The organism is Rathayibacter sp. VKM Ac-2926, assembly GCF_022815565.1.
Lineage (GTDB): Bacteria > Actinomycetota > Actinomycetes > Actinomycetales > Microbacteriaceae > Rathayibacter > Rathayibacter festucae.
Genome location: NZ_JALGRS010000009.1, coordinates 90,892 through 106,014, shown reverse-complemented (window position 1 = coordinate 106,014; position 15,123 = coordinate 90,892). Strand labels below are relative to the sequence as shown.

The window sequence follows — 15,123 nt, the reverse complement described above, 5'->3', positions numbered from 1 at the left end:
ACCTCTCGCCTCACGAGAGTCCGGCACGCGGAAAGACCTCCGGCTCGCCGGAACGGGCGGCTCCAGCGAGCCGGGCACGTTCCGACGAGCCGGAGGTCGTCGAGCAGGGAGTGCGGAGCGCTAGACCCGCGCCGGAGCAGCCGCGTGGCTCGCCTGCGCATCGCGCAGCATGCCGAGCACCTGGGCGCGGAGGTCCTCCGGCGCCGTCTCCTTGCACGCGCGCTGCACGGCGACGGTCAGCACGACGCCGACCTTCGCCTCACCGGAGCAGTCGGGGCAGTTCGCCATGTGCTCGCGGATGTCGGCGGCGTCCTCCTTGCACAGCTCGTTGTGGAGGTACTCCTCGAGCTCGGCCTTCGCCTTCGTGCAGCCGCAGTCGGTCATTTCGTGCTCCCGGTGGTGAAAGCGGCGCGGATCCCGCGCTCGCGTGCGTAGTCGGTGAGTCGTTCGCGCAGCATGCGCCGGCCGCGGTGCAGCCGGCTCATCACGGTCCCGACGGGGGTCTTCATGATGTCGGCGATCTCCTGGTACGAGAAGCCTTCGACATCGGCGAAGTAGACGGCGAGCCGGAAGTCCTCCGGGATCGCCTGCAGGGCCTCCTTGACGGCGGTGTCGGGGAGGTGGTCGATCGCCTCGGCCTCGGCCGAGCGGCTCGAGGTGGCGGTGGTCGACTCGGCGCCGCCCAGCTGCCAGTCCTCGAGCTCGTCGATCGCGCTCTGGTACGGCTCGCGCTGCTTCTTGCGGTACGAGTTGATGAACGTGTTGGTGAGGATGCGGTAGAGCCACGCCTTGAGGTTCGTGCCCTGCTCGAACTGCTTGAACGCGCCGAACGCCTTCGCGAACGTCTCCTGGACGAGGTCCTGAGCGTCGGAGGGGTTCTTGGTCATCCGCAGGCCGGCCGCGTAGAGCTGGTCGATGAAGGGCAGCGCCTGCTGCTCGAACAGCGCGCGGAGATCGACCGGAGCGTCGGGAGCGGCGTCGTCGAGAGCCTCCTCGACGGTCTCCTCGATCGTCTCGGTCTCCTCGATCGCCTGCGCCTCGTCGGCGGTGCTGGGGCGTGTGCTGTCGTCGCGAGTCATCACACGCGATTCTAGGCCGCGGCGCCGGGAGGCGGCCGGTCGGGCCGGCCGGGGTCGCACGAGGTCGATCGTCGCCGTCATGCCTCGCCCTCCGCCTGATCCTGCCGTCGGTCCGTTCGCCGACTACTCTGACAACCGATGGTCTTCTCGCGTTATTCCGCTCCCGAGTTCGATCCGTACGGCGACGCCCGCGCGCTCCCCGGCGAGGAGGACTGGTCCGCGCCGTCCGCCGCCGGCGCCCTCGACGCCGTGGTCGAGCTGCCCGGCTCCAAGTCGCTGACCAACCGCGAGCTCGTCCTCGCCGCTCTGGCCGACGCTCCGTCCGTGCTGCGCGCAACGCTGCACTCGCGCGACAGCGCCCTGATGATCGAGGGCCTGCGCTCGCTCGGCACGACGATCCGCGAGGAGGGCGCCACCGGCTCCTTCGGCGCCGACCTCGTCGTCGAGCCGGCCGAGGAGCTCTTCGGCTCCACGACGATCGACTGCGGCCTGGCCGGAACGGTGATGCGCTTCCTGCCGCCGCTCGCCGGGCTCGCGCTCGGGCCGACCACCTTCGACGGCGACGCCTACGCCTACAAGCGGCCGATGGGCGCGACCATCGCCTCCCTCCGCTCGCTCGGCGTCGACGTGGCGGACGACGGGCGCGGCTCGCTCCCCTTCACCGTGCACGGCTCCGGCTCGATCCGCGGCGGCGACGCCGTGGTCGACGCCACCCGCTCGAGCCAGTTCGTCTCGGCCCTGCTCCTCGCCGGGGCCCGGTTCGACGAGGGCCTGCGCCTGACGCACGAGGGCGGCGCGCTGCCGAGCCAGCCGCACATCGACATGACGATCGCCGCCCTCGCGGCCCGCGGCGTGAGCGTCGACGCCTCGACCCCCGGCACCTGGACGATCGCGCCGCAGCGGATCGCCGGTGCCGAGGTCCTGATCGAGCCCGACCTCTCCAACGCCGCGCCGTTCCTGGCCGCCGCACTCGTCACCGGCGGCACCGTCCGCCTCCGGCACTGGCCGGCCGAGACCACCCAGGTCGGCGCGCACCTCGAGCGGATCCTGCCGCTGTTCGGCGCGAGCGTCGAGCGCGACGGCGAGGACCTCGTCGTCCGCGGCGGGGACGAGATCCTCGGCGTCGAGCTCGACCTCTCGGAGGGCGGCGAGCTCGCCCCCGCGCTCGCGGCCCTCGCCGCGCTCGCGAGCGGCCCGAGCACGCTGACCGGCATCGGCCACATCCGCCACCACGAGACCGACCGCCTCGCCGCGCTCGCCGCCGAGATCAACGGCCTCGGCGGCTCCGTCACCGAGCTGGAGGACGGTCTGCGGATCGAGCCCGCGCCGCTGCACGGCGGCCGCTGGCGCACCTACTCCGATCACCGCATGGCCCACGCCGGTGCGCTGATCGGCCTGGTCGTCCCCGGCGTCGCGATCGAGGACATCGCGACGACCTCGAAGACCCTGCCGCAGTTCCCCGAGCTCTGGACCGCACTCGCGGGCGGGGTCTGACCCGTGTCGTGGTGGACGGACAGCGGCCTCGACGCCGACGGAGTGCTCGACGACTTCGACGGCTACGACGAGTCGGACGCGCGAGTGCGGCCGAACCCCAAGGGCACCAAGCCGCGGACGAAGAACCGGCCGGCCTACGAGGACGCCGAGATCGCGATGGTCCTCGGCGTCGACCGCGGCCGCTACACGGTGATGATCGGCGACGGCACCCCGGAGGAGCACGAGTTCACGGCGGCGCGCGCCCGCGAGCTGCGCAAGCAGGCGATCGTCCCCGGTGACCGCGTCGACGTGGTCGGCGACTCCAGCGGCGACGAGGGCACCCTCGCCCGCATCGTCCGGATCCGCGAGCGCTCGACGCTGCTGCGCCGCAGCGCCGACGACACCGACGCGATCGAGCGGGTGATCGTCGCCAACGCCGACCAGATGGTGTGCGTGGTGGCCGCCGCCGATCCGGAGCCGCGCACCCGGCTGGTCGACCGCTACCTGGTCGCCGCCTTCGACGCCGGCATCACCCCGATGCTCTGCATCACCAAGACCGACCTCGCCGACCCCGCGCCGTTCCTGCGCAACTTCGAGGGCCTCGACCTCCGCGTCTTCCTCTCCAGCCAGGACGAGCCGCCCGTCGACGAGATCGCCGAGGCGCTGCTCGGCCACGAGACCGTCGTGGTGGGCCACTCCGGAGTCGGTAAGTCGACGCTCGTGAACAAGCTCGTCCCCGACGCGCACCGGGCGATCGGCCGGGTGAACACGGTGACCGGGCGCGGCCGGCACACCTCCTCCTCCACCGTCTCGCTGCGCGTCGAGCGCGGCGACCGGCACGGCTGGGTGATCGACACCCCGGGCGTGCGCTCCTTCGGCCTCGGCCACGTGAACACCGACAACATCCTCGGCGCCTTCACGACGCTCGCCGTGCTCGCCGAGGACTGCCCGCGCGGCTGCACGCACCTCCCCGACTCCCCCGACTGCGCGATCATCGAGGCCGTCGAGGGCGGGCTGCTCGGCGCGAGCGGGCCGGAGCGCCTCGACTCGCTCCAGCGCCTCCTGACCACCTTCGCCACCACCGACGGAAGCAGACGATGACCGACACCGCCCTCCCCCCGATCCCCGTCGACGAGCGCCTCGCCGCGGGCGACGCCGCCCCGGACTTCACGCTGCCGGATCAGGACGGCCGACCCGTCGCCCTCGAAAGCCTGCGCGGCCGCCGCGTCATCCTCTTCTTCTACCCGCAGGCCGACACCCCCGGCTGCACGACCGAGGCGTGCGACTTCCGCGACAGCACCGCGGCCCTGCAGGCGGCCGGCTACGAGGTGCTCGGCGTCTCGCGGGACACCCCGGAGGCGCTGCGCCGCTGGGCCGACGAGCACGGCCTCGCCTACCCGCTGCTGAGCGACCCGGACATGGCCGTGCACCGCGCCTACGGCGTCTGGGGCGAGAAGAACAGCTACGGCAAGACGGTCGTCGGCGTGCTCCGGTCGACCTTCGTCGTCGGACCCGAGGGCGCCCTCGAGTTCGCCCAGTACAACGTGCGCGCCACCGGCCACGTGCAGGCGCTGCGCAAGAAGCTCAAGCTGGCCTGATCCGCCGGGTCTCGATACGCCGCCTCCGGCGGCTACTCGACCAGCATGCATTGCAGCCGCCCGCCCCTTCGGGCGATCCATGCAGGGCACCCGCCCGCCGTTTCGGTGATCCATGCAAGGCGGCCGCCCGCCATCCTGGCGGTACATGCTGATCGAGTAGCCCGCGCAGCGGGCGTATCGAGATCCGCCGGCGGCTAGAAGCCCTCGTTGAAGCGAGGGGCGTAGTCGGCGCCGAGGGCGTCGAGCTCGTCGGCCGTCAGCTCGACGTCGACGGAGGCGACCGCGTCCTCGAGGTGCTGCATCTTCGTCGCGCCGACGATCGGCGCGGTGACCGCCTCCTGCTGGCGCACCCAGGCGAGGGCGACCTGCGCGCGCGGGACGCCGCGCTCGGCCGCGATCCGCTCGACCGTGCCCGCCGTGCGGCGGTCGGCCTCCTCCTGCTGGTGGTAGAGCGTCTTGCCGTAGAGATCGGTCTCGGTGCGCGACGTGGTCGCGTCCCAGTCGCGGGTGAGGCGCCCGCGGGCCAGCGGCGACCACGGGATCACTCCGACGCCCTGGTCGAGGCAGAACGGGTGCAGCTCGCGCTCGTCCTCGCGCTGGATCAGGTTGTACTGGTCCTGCATCGAGACGAAGCGGGTCCAGCCGCCGAGGTCGGCGGTGTACTGCGCCTTCGCGAACTGCCACGCCCACATGCTCGACGCGCCGATGTAGCGCGCCTTGCCGGAGCGGACGACGTCGTGCAGAGTCTCCATCGTCTCCTCGATCGGGACCTGCGGGTCCCAGCGGTGGATCTGGTAGAGGTCGACGTAGTCGGTGCCGAGGCGGCGGAGGCTGTCGTCGATCGCGCTGAGGATGTGCCGACGCGAGAGCCCGCCACCGTTCGCGCCCGGGCGCATCGTGCCGTGCACCTTGGTCGCGATGACGACCTCCTCGCGGACGGCGAAGTCCGCCAGCGCCCGGCCGACGAACTCCTCGCTCGTGCCGTCGGAGTAGACGTCGGCGGTGTCGAAGGTGGTGATGCCGAGCTCGAGCGCCCGGCGGAGGAAGGGCCGCGACTCCTCCTCCCCCATGCTCCAGCCGTGCGCACCGCGGTCGGGCGCGCCGAAGCTCATGCAGCCGAGGATGATCGGGGAGACCTGGAGGCCGCTGAGGCCGAGTCGGGTGGAGTCCATCCTCCGACGCTAGCCCAGTGACGCCGGCGCGGGGCGGCCGGCTCGGTGACGCTAGCCCAGCCCGGGGTCGCGGCGGGTGGCGGCGACCGTGCTCGGCAGGAAGAGCAGCACCACGGCCAGCAGGGCCGGCGCCAGCAGCGCCCAGCCGATGTCCGGCACGGCGTACTGCCCCTGGAACGCGCCGAGGGCGACGGCCATCATCACCAGCTGGATCGTCAGGGCGGAGGCGCGGATCCAGCTGCGGCGCCGGGCGGTGCCGACGGTCGTCGCGGCGACCCAGGCCAGGGCGATGAAGGAGAGCGCGACGATCGCGATCCCGCCGCCGATGGAGCCGGCCCGGGTGGTGAGGAGCTCGATCACGAGCCACCCCGTGATGCACGCCACGGCAGCGGTCTCCAGCGCCAGAACAGCGACCAGGAGGAGCAGGCCGAGGGGCCGCCGGCCGCTTCCCGGCCTGGTCGGAGGCCGGTTCCCGTCCATGATCACAGCTGCATCCCATCCAGCACTCTTGATTCGAGCCTGCCTCCGTGACAGGCTAGTGCAGTTCGTTTCACCGCTCACAGGGTCGTGGGTTACCGCCGATGTGAACACCCCGATCCTGCCGTGCCGAGAGGCATGCGTGCGAGCGGGGCGATCTGTCGGGAAGAACCGAGCACCGTCCGGTCCCGCACCCGAACCGCCTTGCGCAGCTGCGCAGGGTCTCGTGGCGTGCGCCGGTTCGGGCGCCCGGTGCATACCGATGGTCCAGGCCGTCGGTGTGACTCGATCATCCCACCCGAACACTGCGTGGTTCCTCCACGCACGCTGTCACACAAGGAGCACCCGCATGGACTGGCGCGACAAGGCCGCTTGCCTCACCGCTGACCCCGAGCTTTTCTTCCCGGTCGGCAACACCGGACCCGCGGTCGACCAGATCGAGAAGGCGAAGACCGTCTGCGGTCGCTGCACCGTCACCGAGGTCTGCCTGCAGTACGCCCTCGAGACCGGTCAGGACTCGGGCGTCTGGGGCGGCCTCAGCGAGGACGAGCGCCGCGCCCTCAAGCGCCGCGCCGCCCGCGCCCGCCGCGCCTCGTAGCGCCGGCACCGGGACCGCCCGGCACCGCACGACCCCGGCCCCCGCTCGCCCTCCGGTAGCGGGGGTCGCGTCGTTCCCGGAGACGCCCGGCGGGAGCCGCACCCGCGGGATCGGACCGGTCCGGCTCAGACCCGCGGGCCCTTCAGCCAGCGCAGCGGCACCTCGATGGTCACCTCGGTGCCGCGGCCGACCAGCGTGTGCCAGTCGATCGTGCCGCCGAGCTCGCCCTGGATCAGAGTGCGCACGATCTGCGTGCCCAGACCCGAGCCGACCTTGCCCTCCGGCAGTCCGACGCCGGTGTCGCGCACCTTGACGGTGAGCTCGTCGTCGCCGCGGGTCGCGACGATCTCGACGTCGCCCTCCCGGCCGGCGAGGCCGTGCTCGACCGCGTTGGTGACCAGCTCGGTCAGCGCGAGGGCGAGCGGAGTGGCGTACTCGCTCGGCAGGTCGCCGAAGCTGCCGGTGAAGGTGGGGTGCACGGTGGTGTTGTGCGTCGAGGCGACCTCGGCGATCAGCAGCAGCACCCGGTCGAACACCGCGTCGAAGTCGACGTTCTGCGCGAGCCCCTCGGAGAGGGTGTCGTGCACGACCGCGATCGCCGCGACGCGGCGCATCGCCTGCGTCAGCGCCTCGCGGGCGAGATCGGAGTGGGTGCGCCGGGCCTGGATCCGCAGCAGCGACGCGACGGTCTGCAGATTGTTCTTCACCCGGTGGTGGATCTCGCGGATCGTCGCGTCCTTGGTGATCAGCTCCCGCTCCTGGTGGCGCAGCTCGGTCACGTCGCGGCAGAGCACGACGGCGCCGACGCGCTCCCCGCGGTCGCGGATCGGGATCGCGCGCAGCGAGACGGTGACCCCGCGCGCCTCGATGTCGGTGCGCCAGGGCGCGCGGCCGGTCACGACCAGCGGCAGCGACTCGTCGATGACGACCTTGCCGGCGACCAGGCCCGTGGTGACCTCGGCGAGCGACTCGCCCTCGAGCTCGTCCGCGAAGCCGATGCGGTTGAACGCCGACAGCGCGTTCGGGCTGGCGAAGGTCGTGATCCCGTCCACGTCGAGGCGGATCAGGCCGTCGGAGGCGCGCGGGGCGCCGCGACGCGGCCCGGTCGGCGCGCCGAGGTCGGGGAAGTCGCCCGAGGCGATCATCGAGAAGAGGTCGTTCGCGCAGTCGTTGAAGGTCAGCTCCTGGCGGCTGGGCGTGCGCGTCTCGCTGAGGTTGGTGTGCCGGGTGACGACCGCGATCGGCTGATCGGTGGTCGCGCTGTCGGAGCCGCCGAGGCGCCGGATGACCGGCACGGCGCGCACGCGGGTGGGCGTCTCCTCGAACCAGTCCGGGGCCGAGGTGTCGACGATGCGGGCGCTCTCGAAGGCCTCGGCGACCTGGGCGCGCCACTCCGCCTTGATCTTCTGCCCGACGAAGTCGCGGTAGAAGAGCGTCGCCGCACTCGAGGGCCGGGCGTGCGCGACCGCGACGAAGCCGCCCTCGGCGGTCGGCACCCAGAGCACGATGTCCGCGAAGGCGAGGTCGGCGAGGAGCTGGAGGTCGCCGACGAGGAGGTGCAGCCATTCGACGTCCGCGTCCGTGGAGCGGCCGTGGGAGAGGACGAGATCACTGAGGGTCGACACCCGACAAGCCTAGGTCCCGTCATCGCGCGCACCGCACCTGCGGTGCCCCGCGCCCGGTTATCCACAGTCCGGCGCTGAGCCCGACGTGAGCATCGCTCGGCTGCTTCGATGAGGGCACCCCGTCGCGCTCGTCCTGCTGCGGCACGCACCGCCCGAGCCGAGAGGAGATCCGAACCGTGAGTCGCTCGTCCTGCCTTTGGAGCACGCCGCATGATCCACCCCACCAACGCGTTCGACTACCGCACCCTGCCGCTCGATGCGGACGCGGCGGCCTCCGCGACGTCGGCCGCCGCGTTCTTCGCCCCGCAGCCGGCGACGCGGGCGGAGCTGCCCGATCCCGAGCCGATCCTCGCCTGCCTGACGCTGCAGGTGGTCGAGGTCCTGGCCGGCTCCCGCGAGATCGACCAGCTGGCCCGCTGGCTGAGCGACGACGTCTACCGGCATCTGCAGAAGCGGGTGGTGATGGCCGCCCGCGCCCGCAGCCTGAAGGGCCGGTCGACGCAGCGCCTCCCGTCCACGGTCGGCCGGGTCGTCGTCACGGAGCCGCGGGACGGGATCGTCGAGGCGGTCGTCCTCGTGCACAACCGGGTCCGCACCCGAGCGGTCGCCATCCGGCTGGAGGGCACGGACGCCCGCTGGCGCGCGACCGCGATCAACGTGCTCTGAGACCGGTCAGCGCTCGCGGCTCGGCACTAGCACGCCGGCACTCCCGGGTCAGCGCTCGCGGGCGGGAGCCACCGGAGGCAGCACCACCTGGACGCCCTTCTCGCGCAGCGCCTCCTCGAGCTCCGGCGGCGGCGGCGCGTCGGTGACGAGGTAGTCGGCCCGGCCGAGCTCCGCCACCTGGGCGAAGAGGGTCCGGCCGAACTTGGTCTGATCGGCCAGGATCGCCACGCGCTCGCAGCGGGCGATCATCTCGCTCATCATCACGCCCTCCGCCAGATTGCTGGTCGAGTAGCCGTTCTCGGCGGACACGGCGCCGACGGAGATCAGGCCGATGTCGCAGTGCAGGTCGACGGCGCCGCCCGGCTCCGCGGCGGCGAAGCCCACCGGCCCGACCGTCGACTGGCCGCCGAGGCGGACGGCGCCGCCGAAGACGAAGAGGTCGCGGCAGGTCTTCGAGCCGATCTCGGCGGGGACGCGCAGGTTGTTCGTCGCGATGGTCAGCTCGCGGTGGTCGTTGAGATGCCGGACGACCGCCAGCGAGGTGGTGCCCGCGTTCAGCATCACCACCGCCCCGTTCTCGACGAGGCCGGCGGCGAGCGCGCCGATCTTCTCCTTCGCGCCGCGCTGGATGCCGAGGCGCACGTCCAGGCGCTTCTCCGTCGCGGGCATCACCGAGAGGCTCACCGCGCCGCCGTGCGTGCGGACGAGGTAGCCGTCCGCGTCGAGCTGGTCGAGATCGCGGCGCACGGTGTCGGCCGAGACGGCGAAGCGGCGGGCGAGCGTGGTGACCGTGACCTCGCCCGCCTCGGCGACGTAGGCGGCCAGATCGGCCTTCCGGCCGGCCGGCAGACGGAGCGGGACGTCGTTCGCGGCGGGGGCGTCGTCGGTGTCGGGCATGTGCGTTGTCTAACACCGCTGTGCCGGATCCTGCAACTTGTCGCACTCGGGCCGCGTTGAATCCTGCGGTCTGGTCCTCTTTTGTCGCACATCTCGGCAATTTCCTGCCGGTTCTTGCATGACCACGCATCGCCAGGTACATTCGCAGAACACAAGCGCAAGAATGCGCACACAACAGCAGATAACTGCAGAGTTGCAGGGAGTGACATGAGCAAAGGTGCTCGCATCAAGAGAGCCGTCGTCTTCACCGTCAGCGCGGCGTTCGCCGCGACGATGCTGACCGGCTGCAGCCAGGGTGGCGGCGACTCCGCGGCAGGCGGAGACGTCACCCTCGAATTCGCGCAGTGGTGGGAGCCCGAGCTCTCGGACGGCGCCCTCCGCGGCCTGATGGACGACTTCGAGGCCGCCAACCCCGGCATCACGGTCGACCTCCTCAGCGGTCCGTACGCCTCGACCAAGGAGCAGCTCTTCGCCGGCGCCGCGGCCGGCACGATGTCCGACGTCGTCGGACTCGACGGCGCCTGGATCAGCGACTTCGCCAAGCAGGGCGCGCTGGCCGACCTCGGTCCCCTGCTCTCGGACGCGGGCTTCGACGAGAGCCAGCTCTCCTCGACCGTCGTCGTCGACGGCAAGACCGCGATGGTCCCCGTCGTCAACTTCGTCTACCCGCTCTTCACCAACGACGCCCTGCTCTCCGAGGCGGGCGTCAGCGCTCCGCCCTCGACCCGCAGCGAGTTCGAGTCCGCGGCCAAGGCGATCACGGCGCTCGGCGAGAACACCAGCGGCTGGGTGCTCCCGCTCTCGAGCGACGCGCCCAACGGGATCCAGAACGACGTCATGTCCTGGGTCTGGGCCTCCGGCGGCAGCATGCTCGACGACGGCAAGCCCGACCTCACCAACGACGCCGTCACCAGCGCGGTCGACTACATCGCGCAGCTCGACGCCGACGGCGTGATCGCCCCCGGTGCCGCGACGATGAAGGAGCAGGACAAGGTCGAGGAGTTCACCAACGGCCGGGTCGGCATGATGATCGACTCCCTCTCGCACATCGCCACCATCCGCGAGTCCAACCCCGACCTGAAGTTCAGCATCTCGGCCATCCCGGCCGAGGACGGCTTCAGCGGCGAGCGCGGCATCCCCTTCGCCTCCTGGGGCATCGGGGTCTCGGCCAGCAGCGAGCACCCGGCCGAGGCCGCGAAGCTCGTGTCGTTCCTGATGAGCGCCGACACCAACTCGACGCTGTCCACCCTGGCGAACGCCTTCCCCGGCAACACCGCCTCCACGCCGGACTTCTCGGACAGCGACCCGCTGTACCAGGAGGCCTTCGACATCTACTCGGCCGGCTACCCGGCGAACGAGTTCGTCGGCCTGCCCGTCGCGGAGCAGCTGATGCGCGACTTCGACGAGCAGCTGCAGGCCGCCCTCAACGGCGACCAGAGCGTCGACGAGGCGCTGGAGAAGTCCCAGGAAGCCTGGCTCGGCGAGTTCTGAGCCGTGACGCGTCCGTCCCCGATCGCGCCGCGGGAGTCCTCTCCCGCGGCGCGGTCCCCCCTCACCCCGTCCCCGATCGAAGGAGGAGCGCCGTGGTCTCCCTGCTGAGCGCCCCCCAGCGTCCCGTCTCCGGGACGCCCGCCCCCGCCCCCGCGGGCCGCCGGAGGCGCCGCGACCTCGCGCCCTACCTCTACCTCTCCCCCACGGCGATCGTGATGCTCGTCCTGATGCTCGTGCCGGTGCTGCTGGTGATCGGGTACTCGTTCTTCGACAACGTCATCACGAACCCGAAGCCCGCCTTCGTGGGCCTCGCGAACTACCTCGAGGTCCTCGGCGACCCGAAGTTCCGCACGGCCACCGGCAACACGATCGTCTTCGTCGGCGTCAGCGTCGCCGCCCACCTGGTGCTCGGCCTCGGCTTCGCGATGCTGCTGAACTCGCCGCTCGTGCCGACCGTCGCCAAGTCGCTCTTCCGCGTGGTCTACGTCCTGCCGTGGCTGTTCACCGTCGCGATCATCGCGGTGCTCTGGCGGCTGCTGCTGAACCCGAACGGCGTGATCAACTACGCGCTGATCTCGCTCGGGCTGACCGACAAGGGCATCGAGTGGCTCGCCTCCCCCGCGACCGCGCTGCTCTCGGTGACCTTCATCAACATCTGGGCGGGCTACTCGTTCTACATGATCACGTTGCTGGCGGGTCTGCAGGGCATCCCGCACGACCTCTACGAGGCGGCGAAGGTCGACGGGGCGAGCGCCTGGCAGCGGTTCTGGAACGTCACGATCCCGCAGCTCAAGCCGATCATCATCAGCATGTCGGTGCTCGACATCATCTGGACCTCGCAGCAGTTCGCGCTGATCTGGATGACCACCGGCGGCGGCCCGATCGACGCGACCGAGATGCTCAGCACCTACACCTACAAGCTCGCGTTCAGCCGCTACGAGTTCTCGGTGGCCTCGGCGAGCGCCGTCCTGATCCTCCTCCTCACCATGGTCCTCGCGTTCTTCTACGTGCGGAACCAGAAAGCCAGGGACTGACGTGACCGCCACCGCCACCCGCCCGGCCGTCCGCACGCCGCGGCTCCTCGCTGCGAAGGCAGGGGTCTGGGTCCTCCTCCTGATCGGCGCCGCCTTCGCGGGCCTGCCGATCGTCTGGATGGCCGCCAGCTCGTTCAAGTCGAACACCGAGATCTTCGAGTACCCGCCCCGGCTGATCACCGACACGTTCTCGTTCTCGGCCTACGCCGGGATCCTGGGCGACCCGACGAAGGTCCGCTTCTTCATCAACAGCTACGTCGTCGCGCTCGCGGTCGTCGCGCTGACGCTGGTCGTCGCGATCCTCGCGTCCTACGCGTTCAGCCGCTACGAGTTCCGCTTCAAGCGGCCGATCAACATCATCATCGTCAGCGTGCAGGCGGTGCCGCCGATCACCCTGCTGATCCCGTTCTTCGGGCTGATGGTGACGCTGCGGCTCTACAACACCTACCAGGGCCTGATCCTCACCTACCTGGTCTTCACGCTGCCCTACGCGATCATCATGCTGACCGGCTACTTCAACACCCTCCCCCGCGATCTCGACGAGGCGGCGCGGATGGACGGGGCCGGCCCGATGACGGTGCTCTGGCGGATCCTGGTGCCGGTCGCGATCCCCGGAATCGTCTCGGTCGGCGTCTACACCTTCATGATCGCGTGGAACGAGTACCTCTTCGCGCTCACCCTGACCCGCACCGACGACATGCGCACGGTGCCGATCGGCATCCAGCTGCTGATGGGCCAGAACTCCTACGAGTGGAACGAGATGATGGCGATGAGCATCCTCGGATGCGTTCCCGTCCTCCTCCTCTTCCTCTTCTTCCAGCGGTACTTCATCGGCGGCATGACCGCCGGGGCCGTCAAGAGCTGAGGCGCGCGTCCGCGCGTCCGGAACACCACCACCACCACGAGAAGGACAGTCAGAGAATGCTTGTTTCCGGAAAAGACCTGCTGGACGTCGCCAACGCGAACGGCTTCGCCGTCCCGGCGTTCAACGTCAGCGACTACGCCATGATGAACGGCCTCTTCGAGATCAGCGAGGAGAAGGCCTCCCCGCTGCTCATCGCGATCCACCCCGACGAGCTCAGCCACACCGGAGTGGACATCCTGCACGCGATCATCGCCCGCGCCCACCGCTCCACCGTCCCCGTGACCATCCACCTCGACCACGGCGCCACCTACGAGCAGGTCCTGCTCGCGATCAAGTCCGGCTTCACCTCGGTGATGATCGACGGCTCGATGCTCCCCTACGACGAGAACGTCGCGATCACCAAGCGCGTCGTCGACGCGGCGCACGCCGTCGGCGTCTCGGTCGAGGGCGAGCTGGGCACGATCGGCAAGACCGACAACGAGGCCGAGGACGGCGCCGCGAACATCATCTACACCGAGCCCGACGAGGCGGTCGACTTCGTCGCCTCCACCGGGGTCGACAGCCTGGCGATCGCCATCGGCACCAGCCACGGCCTCTACCCGGCGTCGATGAAGCCCGCGCTCAAGCTGGACCTGCTCGCCGAGATCAAGAAGCGCGTCGCCGTGCCGCTCGTCCTGCACGGCGGCTCGAACAACCCCGACGCCGAGATCGCCGAGTCGGTGAAGCGCGGAGTCAACAAGATCAACATCTCCAGCGACATCAAGGCCGCGTACCACAAGAAGATGCGCGAGGTGCTGGCCGACCCCTCCGTCCGCGAGCCGAACACGATCCAGCCGCCCTCCGTCGCCGCGATGAAGGAGACGGCCGCCGAGAAGATCGACTTGTTCGGCTCCGCCGGCAAGGCCGAGCTCTACTAGGCCCGGCGAGACGCAGGAGAGCAGCGCGGTGAACGAGAGGATCGTGCTCGGACTGGGCGGGACCGTCGACTACGAGATCGACTGGGACGACGACGTCGTCCAGACGCTCGCGGACGAGTACGGGATCCGCGCGGACGAGCTGACGAGGACGGCGCCGGTCAGCACCGAGCGCGACCTCGTCGTGGCGCTCCTCGCGTTCCTCGCCGACGGTGCGGGAGGGGAGAGATTCGCCTCCTCCTCCCGCATCGTCGAGGAGTTCGCGCAGCGCTTCCCCCGGCGCATCACCCTCGGCGGCACGGGAGTGCGGGCGGGCTACGCGCTCGCCGTGCACGGCCTCGCCGCGGTGCAGCACCTGGTGAGCATCGACGACCACGTCCGCCGGCTCCTGCCCGTCGGCACCGAGTACGTCTCGAGCGCGACCGCCGACAGCACCGACCCGCACCTGATCGTGCAGTTCCCGCGCGGCGCCCGCGTGCTCCTCGGCGACCGCGTGCTGGTGGCGCCGCACCCGAACCGGGTGATCTTCGCGAACGACCCGCCCAACCGCGAGCTGCTGCTGGCGGAGGGACTCGGCGGCGTGCTGGCCGACGCGGGCGTCTTCCTGGTCTCCGGCTTCAACAGCATCCAGGACGGGGCGGTGCTGACGGACCGGCTGGAGACGCTGCAGCGCCACCTCGCGGCGCTGCCCGCCTCCGCGGACGTGATCTACGAGGACGCGGGCTTCCACCTGCCCGCTCTGCAGGACCGGGCCCGCTCCGCCCTGCTCGGCTGCGTCGACGTCGTCAGCATGAACGAGGACGAGCTGCAGGCGCTGCTCGGGCACCGGCTCGACCTGCTCGACCCGGATGCCGTGGTCGAGGCGCTGGGCGCGGCCGCGGCGCTGCTCCCCGGCCCGGTGCTCGTCGTGCACACCCGGCACTGGTCGGCGGCCGTCGGAGCGGAGGCCGAGCGCTACCGCGCGGCGCTCCTCGGCGGAGTGACGATGGCGAGCACCCGCTACCTGCTCGGCGACGGCATCACCGCCGCGGACTACGACCGCGTCGCGCAACTGCCGGCGCAGCCCGGCGGAGTCACGGTCTGCACCGCGGTCACGGCTCGGCTGCAGGCCGTCTGCACGCCCGGCCTCGTGCTGGAGACCGACCGCCCCACCACGATCGGCCTCGGCGACACCTTCGCCGGCGGCTTCGTCTCGGCGCTGGTGCGGCACCGCGCCTGACGCCGCCGACCACGC

General features: G+C 71.0%; 16 protein-coding genes. 10 read left to right on the top strand and 6 right to left on the bottom strand.

Translation table 11 applies throughout. From position 1 onward, the window contains the following. Positions 1–120: 120 nt before the first annotated feature. Both MT351_RS13710 and MT351_RS13705 read right to left on the bottom strand, forming a co-directional pair. Positions 121–384 (bottom strand): zf-HC2 domain-containing protein, encoded by a 264-nt coding sequence (locus MT351_RS13710; protein ID WP_123444408.1) that lies wholly within the window; start codon positions 382–384, stop codon positions 121–123. Then, a complete protein-coding gene (locus MT351_RS13705) occupies positions 381–1,079 on the bottom strand; it encodes a sigma-70 family RNA polymerase sigma factor (RefSeq protein WP_123702688.1) in 699 nt (232 codons plus the stop codon). Before MT351_RS13705 ends, MT351_RS13710 begins: the two co-directional genes overlap by 4 nt. Before the next feature lie 138 nt (positions 1,080–1,217). Between MT351_RS13705 and aroA the strand changes: the two genes are divergently transcribed. From aroA to bcp, 3 genes are read left to right on the top strand one after another with little or no spacing between them, the layout of a single operon-like run. Beyond that, positions 1,218–2,573 carry a 3-phosphoshikimate 1-carboxyvinyltransferase gene (gene aroA / locus MT351_RS13700; protein WP_243582420.1) on the top strand — a complete coding sequence of 452 codons (1,356 nt, stop codon included), beginning with the start codon at positions 1,218–1,220 and terminating at the stop codon, positions 2,571–2,573. Between the two features lie 3 nt (positions 2,574–2,576). Continuing rightward, the gene (rsgA, locus tag MT351_RS13695) at positions 2,577–3,653 is read left to right on the top strand and encodes a ribosome small subunit-dependent GTPase A (RefSeq protein ID WP_173250401.1); all 1,077 of its coding nucleotides are present in this window, start codon (positions 2,577–2,579) and stop codon (positions 3,651–3,653) included. Beyond that, positions 3,650–4,150: a thioredoxin-dependent thiol peroxidase gene (gene bcp, locus MT351_RS13690; RefSeq protein WP_132435828.1), complete on the top strand. Its 501-nt coding sequence runs from the start codon at positions 3,650–3,652 to the stop codon at positions 4,148–4,150. The genes rsgA and bcp overlap by 4 nt, the downstream gene beginning before the upstream one ends. A 194-nt stretch (positions 4,151–4,344) precedes the next feature. Here bcp and MT351_RS13685 read toward each other — a convergent pair whose 3' ends face one another. Then, entirely contained in the window at positions 4,345–5,322 is a 978-nt protein-coding gene (locus tag MT351_RS13685) for an aldo/keto reductase (RefSeq protein WP_132435829.1), read from the bottom strand. A gap of 51 nt (positions 5,323–5,373) precedes the next feature. Further along, a complete protein-coding gene (locus tag MT351_RS13680) occupies positions 5,374–5,682 on the bottom strand; it encodes a hypothetical protein (RefSeq protein ID WP_243582419.1) in 309 nt (102 codons plus the stop codon). A 466-nt stretch (positions 5,683–6,148) separates the two neighbouring features. On the opposite strand from MT351_RS13680, the gene MT351_RS13675 reads away from it, so the two are divergent. Next, positions 6,149–6,397, top strand: coding sequence for a WhiB family transcriptional regulator (locus MT351_RS13675; protein WP_056045195.1), 249 nt, complete (start codon positions 6,149–6,151; stop codon positions 6,395–6,397). 125 nt (positions 6,398–6,522) lie between these two features. Here MT351_RS13675 and MT351_RS13670 read toward each other — a convergent pair whose 3' ends face one another. Next, on the bottom strand, positions 6,523–8,022 hold the full coding sequence (locus MT351_RS13670; protein WP_123702681.1) for a sensor histidine kinase: 1,500 nt from the start codon (positions 8,020–8,022) through the stop codon (positions 6,523–6,525). Positions 8,023–8,232: 210 nt separating this feature from the next. On the opposite strand from MT351_RS13670, the gene MT351_RS13665 reads away from it, so the two are divergent. Beyond that, positions 8,233–8,688 carry an Rv3235 family protein gene (locus tag MT351_RS13665; protein WP_221181084.1) on the top strand — a complete coding sequence of 152 codons (456 nt, stop codon included), beginning with the start codon at positions 8,233–8,235 and terminating at the stop codon, positions 8,686–8,688. A gap of 48 nt (positions 8,689–8,736) precedes the next feature. Here the strand turns inward: MT351_RS13665 and MT351_RS13660 are convergent, their stop codons facing one another. Then, complete coding sequence (locus MT351_RS13660; protein ID WP_132435831.1) at positions 8,737–9,585, bottom strand: DeoR/GlpR family DNA-binding transcription regulator; 849 nt, start codon at positions 9,583–9,585, stop codon at positions 8,737–8,739. Positions 9,586–9,792: 207 nt separating this feature from the next. On the opposite strand from MT351_RS13660, the gene MT351_RS13655 reads away from it, so the two are divergent. The 5 genes from MT351_RS13655 to MT351_RS13635 all read left to right on the top strand — a co-directional run bounded on the left by MT351_RS13655 (position 9,793) and on the right by MT351_RS13635 (position 15,108). Next, complete coding sequence (locus MT351_RS13655) at positions 9,793–11,076, top strand: sugar ABC transporter substrate-binding protein (RefSeq protein WP_243582418.1); 1,284 nt, start codon at positions 9,793–9,795, stop codon at positions 11,074–11,076. A 92-nt stretch (positions 11,077–11,168) separates the two neighbouring features. Continuing rightward, entirely contained in the window at positions 11,169–12,110 is a 942-nt protein-coding gene (locus MT351_RS13650) for a carbohydrate ABC transporter permease (protein ID WP_243582417.1), read from the top strand. A gap of 1 nt (position 12,111) precedes the next feature. Beyond that, complete coding sequence (locus MT351_RS13645; RefSeq protein WP_243582416.1) at positions 12,112–12,975, top strand: carbohydrate ABC transporter permease; 864 nt, start codon at positions 12,112–12,114, stop codon at positions 12,973–12,975. Positions 12,976–13,031: 56 nt separating this feature from the next. Next, on the top strand, positions 13,032–13,892 hold the full coding sequence (locus MT351_RS13640; RefSeq protein WP_132435833.1) for a ketose-bisphosphate aldolase: 861 nt from the start codon (positions 13,032–13,034) through the stop codon (positions 13,890–13,892). A 28-nt stretch (positions 13,893–13,920) separates the two neighbouring features. Continuing rightward, entirely contained in the window at positions 13,921–15,108 is a 1,188-nt protein-coding gene (locus tag MT351_RS13635; RefSeq protein WP_132435834.1) for an ADP-dependent glucokinase/phosphofructokinase, read from the top strand. The last annotated feature ends 15 nt before the right edge of the window (positions 15,109–15,123 follow it).